The 12320-nt window shown below is 74.6% G+C and carries 9 protein-coding genes; 3 read left to right on the top strand and 6 right to left on the bottom strand.

The window, feature by feature from the left end:
* From RBJ77_RS45015 to RBJ77_RS45000, 4 genes are all read right to left on the bottom strand, one after another.
* On the bottom strand, positions 1-943 hold a 943-nt coding region (locus RBJ77_RS45015; protein ID WP_372350273.1), incomplete at its 3' end, for a CoA-binding protein.
* A complete protein-coding gene (locus tag RBJ77_RS45010) occupies positions 940-2127 on the bottom strand; it encodes a Glu/Leu/Phe/Val dehydrogenase dimerization domain-containing protein (RefSeq protein WP_372350272.1) in 1188 nt (395 codons plus the stop codon). The genes RBJ77_RS45010 and RBJ77_RS45015, both read right to left, overlap by 4 nt.
* Positions 2124-3776, bottom strand: coding sequence for a thiamine pyrophosphate-dependent enzyme (locus RBJ77_RS45005; protein WP_372350271.1), 1653 nt, complete (start codon positions 3774-3776; stop codon positions 2124-2126). Before RBJ77_RS45005 ends, RBJ77_RS45010 begins: the two co-directional genes overlap by 4 nt.
* Positions 3777-3784: 8 nt before the next feature.
* Positions 3785-4942 carry an acyl-CoA dehydrogenase family protein gene (locus RBJ77_RS45000; protein ID WP_372350270.1) on the bottom strand — a complete coding sequence of 386 codons (1158 nt, stop codon included), beginning with the start codon at positions 4940-4942 and terminating at the stop codon, positions 3785-3787.
* A 180-nt stretch (positions 4943-5122) separates the two neighbouring features.
* On the opposite strand from RBJ77_RS45000, the gene RBJ77_RS44995 reads away from it, so the two are divergent.
* Positions 5123-6295: an MBL fold metallo-hydrolase gene (locus tag RBJ77_RS44995; protein ID WP_372350269.1), complete on the top strand. Its 1173-nt coding sequence runs from the start codon at positions 5123-5125 to the stop codon at positions 6293-6295.
* Positions 6296-6501: 206 nt separating this feature from the next.
* Here RBJ77_RS44995 and RBJ77_RS44990 read toward each other — a convergent pair whose 3' ends face one another.
* The gene (locus RBJ77_RS44990; RefSeq protein WP_372350268.1) at positions 6502-7518 is read right to left on the bottom strand and encodes an AraC family transcriptional regulator; all 1017 of its coding nucleotides are present in this window, start codon (positions 7516-7518) and stop codon (positions 6502-6504) included.
* Between the two features lie 89 nt (positions 7519-7607).
* Here RBJ77_RS44990 and RBJ77_RS44985 point away from each other — a divergent pair, with 89 nt between their 5' ends.
* A complete protein-coding gene (locus tag RBJ77_RS44985; RefSeq protein WP_372350267.1) occupies positions 7608-10121 on the top strand; it encodes an alpha/beta fold hydrolase in 2514 nt (837 codons plus the stop codon).
* 13 nt (positions 10122-10134) lie between these two features.
* On the opposite strand, the gene RBJ77_RS44980 is transcribed toward RBJ77_RS44985, so the two are convergent.
* On the bottom strand, positions 10135-10587 hold the full coding sequence (locus RBJ77_RS44980) for a VOC family protein (protein ID WP_372350266.1): 453 nt from the start codon (positions 10585-10587) through the stop codon (positions 10135-10137).
* A 248-nt stretch (positions 10588-10835) separates the two neighbouring features.
* Between RBJ77_RS44980 and RBJ77_RS44975 the strand changes: the two genes are divergently transcribed.
* Positions 10836-12320: sensor histidine kinase (locus tag RBJ77_RS44975; protein WP_372350265.1), on the top strand; the 1485-nt coding region annotated here is incomplete at its 3' end.

Raw genomic sequence — 12320 nt, 5'->3', positions numbered from 1 at the left:
GGACGGCCGGCCGGGCCCGCAGCGCCATCAAGTGCACGGCGACGTCGACGAGTTCGCCCGCCGAGCCGAGGAGCAGCGCCCCCGCGTCCCGGCACACCGCGGCGACCGTGGCGTACGGGCTGACGAGGGCGCCGGTGTGGGAGGCGGCCGCGCGGCCCGCGGCCCCACTGCGCCCCACGGTCAGCAGCAGGACCGGCTTGCCCGCGGCGTGAGCGGCCGCCAGGACGCCCGCGAGGCGCCGGCCGTCCCGGAAGTCCTCCACGTACGCCGCGATCGCTCTCGTCGGCTCGTGGGCGATCAACGACGCCAGGGCGTCCGCGGCGTCGATGTCCCGCTGGTTGCCCAGCGAGACGAACCGGGAGAAGCCCTGGCCCGCGCGGGCGAGCTGCCGGCCGATCTCCAGCGCCAGGTTCCCGCTCTGCGAGACGAGGCCGAGCCCGCCCGCCGGGAAGTCGCCCCAGCTGAGCCGCAGTTGGCTCGTCGTGTCGACGACGCCCATGCAGTTCGGGCCGAGCAGCCGCGCGCCGTTCGAGGTGACCAGCTGCGCGAGGGCCCGCTCCTGCGCGCCGCCCGCCCCGCCGGACGTGATGACGGTGAAGCAGCGCGCCCCCGCGGCCAGTCCCTCGGCGACCACCGGCCGCACGTGGCGGGGCGGCACCGCGACGACCACGTGCTCCGGCGGGTCCGACAGCGCCGCCAGATCCGGCAGGAACGGCTCGCCCGCCAGCCCGCCGCCCTTGTGGTTGACCAGGTGGACGGCGCGCCGCGCCCGGCCGCTCAGCGCGCCGGTGGCCAGCCAGTAGCCCCACTTCTCCGGGTTGTCGGAGGCGCCCACGACCGCGACGGACGCCGGGTCGTAGAGCACGGTGAGGCCGTCGTCCGCCGGGGGTGCGGCGGGCGTGGCGGGGCCGTCGTCCGCCGAAGGTGCGGCGGGCGCGGTCACCGGTACCACCCGAACCGCTCCGCGAGCACGGGCAGCCGGTCGGCGACGATCGCGTGCGCGGCGGCCCGCGGGGTCGTCCCGTCGGACTCGGCGCGCGCCAGCATCTGGTCGATGAGCGCACGCATCGAGCGCCGCGTGTACGCGAACGCCTCGTCGGCGTCGGCGCCGATGTCGCCGAACAGGGTCCACCACCACCAGGCGTTAGTCCCGGAGTTGACGACCACGTCCGGCAGGACCGTGACGCCGCGCGCCGCGAGGAGTTCCTCCGCCTCGGCGAGGACCGGCATGTTGGCTGCCTCGACGATCCAGCGGGCGGTGATCCGGCCCTGGTTCGCCGCGTCGATCGCGTACGACACCGCGGCCGGCACCAGCACGTCCGCGTCGGCCGACAGCCAGGCGTCGGACGGGAGTTCACGGTCCTGCGGGCGCAGCGCGGTGCGGTCCACGGTCCCGTAGGCGTCGCGGGCCGCGAGCAGGGCCTCCACGTCGAGGCCCGCGTCGTTGGCGACGGTCCCCTTCAGGTCGGCGACCGCGACCACCCGCAGCCCTGCCCGCGCCAGGAAGCGGGCCGTCGCGCCGCCCATCGTGCCGAGCCCCTGGAGCGCGACCCGGGTGCCCTCGTGCGGGACGCCGGCCCGGTCGAGGGCGACGAGCACGGACTCGGCGACCCCGCAGCCGCCCACGAGTTCGTCCAGGCCGATCCCGTCGACGTCGACCGCGAAGGCGGCGGCGAGCCGCTCGCGCGCGGCCGCCTCGTCGTCGAGGAGCGGGTACACGGCCTGGATGGACGACACGAGGCCCGCCTCCGCCGCCGCCCTGTCGACCAGGTCCTGCGTCAGCCCCAGGTCCTCGCCGGTGGTCCAGAAGGACTCGATGTGCGGGCGCATGGCCCGGAGGTAGCGCACCAGGACGCCGTACGCCTCCGGGTCCCGCGGGTCGCAGTCGATGCCGCCCTTGGCCCCGCCGAGCGGGATGTACCGGCCCTGCGGGTCGTAGTGCAGCGCCTCCTTCATGGTCATGCCGCGCGCCAGCCCCGCCACCTCGTCGAGGGTGCAGCCGGGCCGCATCCGCAGGCCCCCGCTGGAGACCCCCCTGACGAGGCGGTCGACGACCAGGTAGCCGTTGCGGCCCGTCACGTGGTCGGTCCAGGTCAGCTGGATGAGGGGTGTCGTGGGGGTGGTCATGCGGTCTCCTCGTGGACGGTGATCAGGGTGGGGCCCGGTGTGGTGAGGGCGGTGGCCAGGAGCGCGGCCAGTTCGCCGGGGGAGCGGGCGGTGGCGCCGTGTCCTCCGTAGGCGCGGGCGAGCGCGGCCAGGTCCACGCGCGCGTGGTTCACCGCGACAGGAGTGTCGCCGCGTGCGGTCATCTCGTCGCGGATCTCGCCGTAGCCCGCGTTGTCGAACACGACGACGGGGAGCGGCAGTCGGAGCTCGGCGGCCGTGGCCAGCTCCTGCACGGTGAACTGGAGGCCGCCGTCGCCGCTGAGCGCCACGACGTGCCGGTCGGGGTGGGCGGACTTCGCGCCGATCGCGGCGGGGAGGGCGTAGCCGAGCGTGCCGAAGCCGGTCGGGTGGAGGTAGCGGGCCTCCGGGCCCAGGGTGAGGTGGGGCAGCGCGCCGTAGTAGCAGCACTGGGCGCTGTCCGAGGTGACGACGGCGTCCGGGGCGAGGGTCTCCTGGACGGCGGCGAGGTACGGGAGCCAGTGGGCGTCCCGCGCGCGGGTCTCGTCGTCGCGGGTCGTCCGCAGGGCTGCGGCCTCTGTGTGGGCGCCTACGGGGGTGGGGGACCCGGGTGCCCGGGCGGGGGCCGGTTCGTCGTGGTCGCCCGCGCCCTTTCCCGCGCCCCTGGCGGGACGCATCAGCTCCGCCAGTGCCATGAGGGTCGCCGAAGCATCGCCGACCAGAGGTACGTCCGCGACGTGGTTCGCGTACATCTGCGCCGGATCCACGTCGACGCGGATCAACGCGCCTTCCAGGGGCGGCGGATCGGACCACAGGTCCGACTCGGCCAGCTCGGTGCCCACCGCGAGGACGACGTCGCGGGCCGCGAGCCACTTCTGGACCGTGGGGCTGTGCAGGGACACCCCGAGGGAGAGCGGGTGGTGCTCGTCCACGACCGCCTTGCCGTTGGCCGTGGTGACGACCGGTGCCGACAGCCGCTCGGCCAGGGCGAGGCACTGAGCCGCCGCGCCGCGGGCGCCGCCGCCCAGGACCAGCGCCGGGCGCTCGGCGTTCGCCAGGAGCGCGGCGGCCCGTTCGAGGTGCTCCGGCGCCGGGGTGCCCGGCCTGGCGGGCGGGGCGAGGAGGACCGGGCCCGCCGGTTCCGTCGCCGTCAGGAGGTCGAGCGGCACCTCGATGTGTGCGGGACGCGGCCGCTGCGAACGGAACAGGGTGAACGCGCGGGCCACCGCCGCGCCGATCTCCGCCACCGACGACACCCGGTGGCTGAACGCGGCGACGCCCCGCAGCGCCTCGCTCTGGCTGCGCGTCTCGTGCAGCAGCCCCGTCGACTGGCGCGGGTGGCGCAGCGGCATGCCGGGGGAGACCACGAGCAGCGGGACGCTGTCCGAGTAGGCCTGGCCGACGGCCGCCGCGATGTTCAGGAGGGCCGGGCCCGTCGTGGTGATCGCGACGCCCGGCGCGCCCGTCACGCGCGCGTGGGCGTCGGCCGCGTACCCGGCGCCCTGCTCGTGCCGCGGCGCCACGTGCTCGACGCCGTACGCCGGCAGGTGCCGGTAGATCTCCAGGTTGTGGGTGCCGGGGATGCCGAAGGCGCGGACGACGCCGTGCGCGGCGAGGGCGCGCACGACGGCCTCGCCGCCGGTCAGACGCATCGCCGCCGTCACAGCGACCTCGAGATGATCAGGCGCATGATGTCGGACGTGCCCTCCTCGATCTCCTCCAGCTTGGCGTCCCGCATCCACTGTTCGACCGGGAACTCCCGCGAGTAGCCCCAGCCGCCGAGGGTCTGGACGGCCGCCCAGGTGCAGTACGCGGCGGTCTCCGACGCGGTGAGCTTCGCCATGGCCGCCTCCGTGGTGGCGTCCAGACCCGCGTCCAGGCGACGGGCCGCGCGCCACGTCATCAGGCGGGCCTGCTCGACCCGGGTGCGCATGTCCGCGAGCCGGAACGCGACGGCCTGGTGCTCGATGATCGGCTTGCCGAACTGCACGCGCGTGCGCGCGTAGTCGCGCGCGTACGCGTAGGCGGCGCGGGCCACGCCCGTGGCCGCCGCGCCGAGCACGGCGCGCGAGACGTCGAAGGTGCGCATCAGGCCGACGAAGCCCTGACCTTCGTCACCGAGCCGGTTCTCCTCGGGCACGAACGCGTCGGAGAAGAAGATCTCGCGGCACACGATGGCGCGCTGGCCCATCTTGCGCATCGGCTCGCCGAAGGTGACGCCTGGGGTGTCCTTGCGCAGCAGGAAGGCGGTCACGCCGCGCGAGCGCATCGTGGGTTCGGTCTTGGCGAACACGACGTACTGCTCGGCCTCGCCCGCGTTCGAGATCCACGCCTTCTGGCCGTTGAGCAGGTAGCCGCCCGCGGTGCGGACCGCCGCCGTGGTGATGGACGCGGCGTCGGAACCCGAGCCGGGTTCGGTGGTGGCCAGCGAGGTCATCGGGGTGTCGGGGCCGGTGAGCGGCGTCAGCCAGGCGCGCTTCTGCTCCTCGGTGCCCAGCGCGAGCACGGGGTCGGCGAAGAACCCGTTCGAGCAGAGCAGGTTGCCGATGCCCAGGTCGCCCACGCAGAGCTCCTCCTGGACGAGGCACTGGGTGAACACGTCCGTGCAGCCGCCGCCCCCGTACTCCTCGGGAAGCATGAACCCGGTGATGCCGACCTCGGCCGCCCTGCGCCACAGGTCCCAGGGCGTCTCCACGTCCGCCTCGTCGACGGCCCGCGCGCGCGGGCGGATCTCGTCGGCCGCGAACGACCGCGCGAGATCCACGACGGCGTGCTGCTCGGGGGTGAGCGGGACCAGCTCGGTGGGGAGTTCCGACACGGTGCCTCCAAGAGGATTTACTGAATCGTCGGTCAGTATCCGAAGCCTTCGAGAGCCCTGTCAATGGAGCGGTTACTGAATGATGGATCAGTTCGGGCCGCGGGGTCGTGACGGGGGTCGCGGCGCGCTGTCGGTGGCGGCGCACATAATGGAATCCCTGATCGATCAACGGGAGGCGCCGTGTCACGTTCCCTGAGTTCCGGACTGCGTTCGCTGCAGCCCGCCGCCTTCGGCGCCGAGCCCACGGGGGCCCGCCTGGCGCGGATCCGCTCGTCGCCGAACTTCGCGGACGGCTCCTTCCAGAACCCGGAGGGCGCCCGCACCCGGCCCGACGGCTCGATGGTCGAGTTCGCGAAGGTCTACTTCCGCAAGGAGGAGCGCGCCCGCCGCGCCCCCACCGGCACCGTCCCGGTGCACGCCACGACCCTCGCCGACCTGGCGAAGCCGCCGGTGAGCGGGCTGCGCATCACCTGGATGGGGCACTCCAGCGTCCTCGCGGAGATCGACGGCGTCCGCGTGCTCTTCGACCCGGTGTGGGGGGACCGCTGCTCGCCGTTCGCCTTCGTGGGACCCAAGCGGCTGCACCCGGTGCCGCTGCCGCTCGCCGCGCTCGGCCCGGTCGACGTGGTCGTGATCTCGCACGACCACTACGACCACCTGGACATGCCCACGATCCAGGCACTGGCCGACACCGACACCGTCTTCGCGGTGCCGCTCGGCGTCGGCGCTCACCTGGAGCACTGGGGCGTCCCGGCGGACCGGCTGCGCGAGCTGGACTGGCACGAGTCGACGACGGTCGCCGGAGTGACCCTCACGGCCACGCCCGCCCGCCACTTCTGCGGCCGCGGCCTGCGCAACCAGCAGCACAGCCTGTGGGCGTCCTGGGTCGCCGCCGGGTCCGAGCACCGCGTCTTCCACAGCGGTGACACCGGGTACTTCCAGGGTTTCGAGGACATCGGCGCCGAGTTCGGTCCGTTCGACGCGACGATGATCCAGATCGGTGCCTACTCCGACTTCTGGCCCGACATCCACATGACCCCCGAGCAGGGCGTGCGCGCCCATCTCGACCTCCAGGGCGGTCCCGTCTCCGGGCCGATGCTGCCGATCCACTGGGCCACGTTCAATCTGGCGCCGCACGCCTGGACCGAGCCGGGCGAGGGCACCGTCACCGCCGCCCGCAGGACCGCCGCGCGCATCGCCCTGCCGCGCCCGGGCGAGCCCTTCGAACCGGCCGCCGAGACCCTGCCCACGGAGCAGTGGTGGCGCCCGGTCGCCGCGCTTCCGCAGGGCGGGTGGCCGGTGGCCGGGCCGCTGGCGGACTCGGGGGAGCCGGAGGTCGCGGTCGCTCCGTAGGGCCGTGTCGCCGTACTGCCGTACTGCCGTACTGGGGTCGGGTGATCGGCGGCGCGACCTCGGTACGGGGGCGGGTGATCAGCGGCGCGACTTCCGTACGGGGGCGCGTGATCAGCGTCGCGGCATGGCGGGCGGGGTGGGGTGGGGCGGGGTGGGGCGCAGCCGGCCGGGCCGGGCCGGGCCGGGCCGGGCCCGCACGCCCCGTCTCAGTGACCGCCCGTGGGTCCCGCCGCCCGTACCGCGCGCGGCGACGCGTCCCACCAGCGGCGTGCCGCCCGGGAGAGCGCCGACTGTTCGGCGAAGCCGAGGAGCGCCGCGATCTGGCCGATCGGCAGGTCCGTGGTGGTGAGCAGGCGGCGGGCCGTGTGCCGGCGCACGTCGTCGACGACCGCGCCGAAGGACGTGCCCTCCGCCGCCAGCCGCCGCTGGAGGGTCCGCGGGTGCAGCGACAGCAGGGTCGCCACCGTGTGCGTGGCGACCGGTCGGGTGCCCAGCGACTCCTGGACGGCCGCCCGCACCTGGGGCGTGACGGTCGAGACCCGCCCCGGCGCCTGCTCGGCGAGGAACGCCAGGGCGAGGCGGCGCAGGTTCTCGTTGACGTCGCCCATCGCGTGGTGCAGCAGCCGCGTCGGGACCCGCAGCGCCGCCGCCCGGGCGAGCCGGCCGATCCGGACCGGCGCGCCGAAGAACTCCTCGTGGCGGCCGGGCGGCGCGGCCGGCCGGTAGGGCAGTTCGACGCCGCGCAGTCCGTACCCGCCCCCGACGAGGAAGCGGATCGCCCGGTGCACGAACCCCAACCCGCAGTCCGTGCCCTGCACCGGGCCCGAGGAGGACGCGGGACCGTACAGGAGGGCGGCCGTGCCCGGCTCGCCGGCCGGGTCGGCACCCAGCGTCAGCGACAGGGAACGGCTGTGCACGAACAGATAGCGGGACGTGCACTCCAGCGCGTCCCCCAGCGTCGGCGAGTGCTGCACCGCCACCGCCAGCGAACCGAGCATCGCGATGTCCTGGCGGGCCGCCATCCGCAACCCCAGGTCGGGGCAGGCCAGTTCATGAGCGGCGATCTCCAGCGCCGTGGCCGTCGCCTGCTCGGAGATCAGCTCGTCGTCGGTGTCCAGGGCGCTCGCGCCCAGACCGGCCGCCCGCACGAACCGCTCGGCGTCCCCGCCCAGTTCGGCGACCGTCGAGCGGAAGCCGCGCAGCGCCGCGGACCGGATGTACACCGTGAACCCCCTCGCCTCTGTCGCGCTCGGCCAAATCTATGTCGCACTCGGGCAAGAAAGGGAGGGCCCGACACCGGACACTGAGTGCCATGGCCCTCACCTCGCCCCCCTCCGGCAGCACGTCCGCCGCCACCGCGTCCGCCCCCGCCGCGTCCGCCACCGAGCACCTGGACGTGCTGATCGTCGGAGCCGGCCTGTCCGGGATCGGTGCCGCGTACCGGCTGCAGGAGGCGCGGCCCGGAGCCACGTACACGATCCTGGAGGCGCGCGAGGACCTGGGCGGCACCTGGGACCTGTTCCGCTACCCCGGCGTGCGCTCTGACTCCGACATGTACACCCTGGGCTACCCCTTCCGCCCCTGGACCGGCGGGAAGACGCTCGCGGACGGCCCGTCGATCCTGGCCTACATCCGGGACACCGCCCGGGAGTTCGGCATCGACCGGCGCATCCGGTACTCCAGCAGGGTCGTGGCGGCCGACTTCGACAGTGCCGCGAGCCGCTGGACGGTGACCGTCGAGGACCCCCGCAGCCGGGAGCGGCGCACCCTGACGTGCGGCTTCCTGTACGCGTGCGCGGGCTACTACGACTACGAGCGGCCGCACGCCCCCGAGTTCGCCGGAGCGGACACCTTCGAGGGCCGCATCGCGCACCCGCAGTTCTGGCCCGACGACCTGGACCACTCGGGCAAGCACGTCGTCGTGATCGGCTCGGGCGCCACCGCCGTCACCCTCGTACCGTCGCTGCTCCAGGGCGAGGACGCCGCCGCGCACGTGACGATGCTGCAGCGCAGCCCCACCTGGATCAGCCCCGTGCCGCAGAAGGACGCGGCCGCCGAGAGGATCAGGGCCGTCCTTCCGGACCGGTGGGCGCACCGCGCCGTCCGCGCCAAGAACATCGCGGTCACCACCGCCGTGTACCAGTACTGCCGCCGCCGTCCGCAGTCCGCCCGCAAGGTCCTGAACCGGCTGTCCACCAAGTTCGTCGGTGACGCGGGACTCGTGGCCGAGCACTTCACCCCGACGTACGACCCGTGGGACCAGCGGCTGTGCGCCGTGCCCGACGGCGACCTCTTCAAGGCGGTCAGGGCCGGCACCGCACGGGTCGTCACCGACCACATCGACCGCTTCGTCCCCGAGGGCGTCCTGCTGCGCTCCGGCGAGGTCCTCGAAGCGGACGTCGTCGTCACCGCCACCGGCCTCCGGCTCCTGCCCTTCGGCGGCATCCGGCCCCGCGTGGACGGCCGCGAGGTCGACCTCTCCGAGCGGTACATCTGGCAGGGCGCCATGATCAGCGGCGTACCGAACTTCGCCGTCTGCGTGGGATACACCAACGCGTCCTGGACCCTGCGCGCCGACCTGACCCACCGTCTGGTCTGCAAGGTCCTCGGCTGGATGGACCGCGAGCGGCACACCGCCGTCGCCCCGCAGCCGGACCGGGAGCTCACCCCGCGCCCGCTGCTCGACCTGGCGTCCGGCTACGTCCGGCGCGCCGCGGACAGCTTCCCCCGGCAGGGCGACCGCAGCCCCTGGCTGATGCGCCAGAACTACACCCTGGACGCGCTCACCACGCTCCGCACCGACCTGGCCCGCAGCCTGCGTCCCCTCGCGCCCCCCACCGAACCGTCGGACTGGCAGCCCGACGTCCTCGGCGACGGCTACGAGCGACGCACCCTCGAACTCGGCCCCGACCCCGAGGGGGAGGGGCAGGTCGCGGCGGTCGTCGTGCGCCGGACCGTCCGGCCCGGGGAGCGGACCGACGGAGCCGTCCTGTACGTGCACGGCTTCTCCGACTACTTCTTCCAGACCGGACTCGCCGACTTCTTCGCCGCGCGCGGACTCGCCTTCTACGGCCTCGACCTGCGCAAGTGCGGCCGGGCCCGCCGCCCCGGACAGACCGCCCATTACGCGTCGGACCTCGCCCGCTACGACACCGACCTCGACCGCGCCCTCGACGTCGTCGCCGAGGACCACCCCGGACGGCCGGTCCTCGTCGTCGCCCACTCCACCGGCGGCCTCATCACCCCGCTCTACCTGGACCGCCGGCGCCGCGCCGGACGCCCCGCGCCGGTCAGCGGCCTCGTCCTCAACAGCCCCTGGCTCGACCTGCAGGGCAAGCCCGTGCTGCGCGGACCCGTCACCTGGGCCCTGCGCGCCCTCGCGCGCCTGCGCCCCTTCCGCGCCCTCGACCTCCCCAGCAGCGTCTACGGCGACACCCTGCACACCAGCGGCACCGGCGAATGGGACTTCGACCTCGACCTCAAGCCCCTGCACGGCTTCCCCGTGACGGTCGGCTGGCTCAACGCCGTGCGACGCGGCCACGCCGCCCTGCACCGCGGCCTCGACGTGGGCGTCCCCACCCTGGTGCTGCGCTCGGACAAGACGCACTACTCGGCCGCGTACAGCGAGGCCAGCGACCGCGCCGACACCGTCCTCGACGTCCGGCAGATCGCCCAGTGGGCCGGCAGCCTCGGCGGCGACACCACCGACACCCCGATCCCCGACGCCCGCCACGACGTCTTCCTCTCGCTGCCCGCCGTCCGCGAGCACGCCTACGACCGCCTGGACGCGTGGCTGCGCCGCCACCGCCTGACCGGCGGCAGCTGAGCAGCCGCCCGGCTCAGCCGGTCGCCGCCGCGACACAGAACTCGTTCCCCTCCGGATCGGCCATCAGGATGTGGTGGCCGTCGAACTCGTCCAGGATCGTGCCGCCCGCCCGCACCAGTCGGTCCGCCTCCGACTCGATGCGGGCCCAGCGCTCCTCCGGTGCACCGTGCCCCGGCACCCGCACGTCGATGTGCAGCCGGTTCTTCGCCGTCTTCGGCTCCGGCACCGTCAGGATGCTCAGCCGCGGCCCCACCCCCGCCGGATCGCACAGCCACGCCCCGTCGTCCGCGGCGTCGCCCGCCCCGTCGCCGCCGCCCGGCAGCGGGCCGAACGACGCGAGCCACTCCTCGCGCGTCGCGAACGGCGCGGGCGGGGGCGCGTCCACGTAACCGAGCGCCGTCCGCCAGAAGTCGGCGAGCAGCGGCGCGTCCGCGCAGTCGAGCGTGAGGTCGAATCTCGTTGCCATGGGAGCAGACCGTACGGGAGGGCACTGACATTCCGGCCTGGGCGAACGGGTGTCCGATCGGGCAATCGGACTGCCGTACGAGGACTCATACCAGAGCGGGACGTCGGCCGCCGGAGTTTGGCAACTGCCCACCGCACATGAGGCGTTGACGACTACCGTGAGTGCCCGCCGCGCGACGCCGGGTCGCCCTGGCCGACGTCGCGACCGCTGCCACAGACCCCCCACGGAACCAAGGACGAGGACGCCGTATGTCTCAGCTTCGCCAGCCGGCCGCCCGCGCAGACCGCCGCGAAGGCGGTCGGCACGGCAGGCCGGCCGGGCGGGCCGCCGCACCGCATCCGTCCGAGACCCACATACGGCCCCAGCTGCTGCGCATCGCCGTCCTGCCACCCCTCGCGGTGGCCCTCAGCGCCAGCGCGGCCGTCCTGTTCGCCGTACGGTCCACGGGCGTCCGGCCGAGCGCCACCCTCTGGGCCGTCCTCGCCGCCGCCGTCCTCGTCACCGTCGCGGGCATCGTGATCGCCGCCGTCGCCGCCGACCGCGCCGCCACCGCCGTCCGCGACCGGGTCGTCGGGCTGCGCCGCACCAGCGCCCGCGGCCAGGCCGAACTGCGCGGACTCGTCGAGCGGTTGCGCAAGGGCGAGGCCCCGCCGCCGCGCCGCGCCGCGGCGGCACCCGCGCCCGGCGCCGACGACTTCGACCGCCTCGCCGCCGACCTCGCCCGCGCCCAGGACGTCGCCGTCACCACCGTCGTCCAGGCCACCCAGCTCTCCAGCCAGGCGGGCAGCCAGCAGAAGGTCGAGGTCTTCGTGAACCTCGCGCGGCGCCTGCAGTCCCTGGTGCACCGCGAGATCTCCATCCTCGACGACCTCGAGAACGACGTGGAGGACCCCGACCTGCTCAAGGGGCTCTTCCACGTCGACCACCTGGCGACGCGCATCCGCCGGCACGCGGAGAACCTCGCCGTCCTGGGCGGCGCCGTGTCCCGCCGCCAGTGGAGCCACCCCGTCTCCATGACCGAGGTGATGCGATCGGCGATCGCCGAGGTCGAGCAGTACTCCCGCGTCAAACTCGTCCCGCCGATCGACGGCACCCTGCGCGGCCACGCCGTCGCCGACTGCATCCACCTCCTCGCCGAACTCGTCGAGAACGCCACGGTGTTCTCCGCCCCCCACACCCAAGTCCTGCTCCGCGCCAACCTGGTGACCTCCGGGCTCGCCGTCGAGGTCGAGGACCGCGGCCTCGGCATGCCCGTCACCGAGCAGAACAAGATGAACGCGCTGCTCGCCGACCCCGACCAGGTCAACGTCGCGAGCCTCCTCCAGGACGGCCGCATCGGCCTGTTCGTGGTGTCGCAGCTCGCCCGGCGGCACGGCATCACCGTACGGCTGCAGACCAACATCTACGGGGGAGTCCAGGCCGTCCTCGTCCTGCCGCAGGGACTGCTCGGCACGGACCGCGACGACGGCGCCGAGCGGACCCCCCACGTCCGCAGGGCCGCCGCCGCGGCGACCGCCGACAGCGTGCTCGGACCGCAGGCCGCCGCGGCGAACGGACACAGCGCCGCCATCCGCCCCGCCGACACCCCGACCACACCGGCCCCCCACCCCGCACCGACCACCACACCGGCCTCCCACCCCGCACCGGCCGCACCGGCCGCCCCCATCGCCCCGCTCGGCGCCGTCACCGCCGTGCCCCGGCAACCGCGCACCGAGCCCCCCACGACGCCCCCG

The organism is Streptomyces sp. KL116D (assembly GCF_030766975.1).
GTDB lineage: Bacteria > Actinomycetota > Actinomycetes > Streptomycetales > Streptomycetaceae > Streptomyces > Streptomyces longispororuber_A.
The sequence above is the reverse complement of the archived record's forward strand: the minus strand, read 5'-3'. Positions and strand labels throughout refer to the sequence as shown.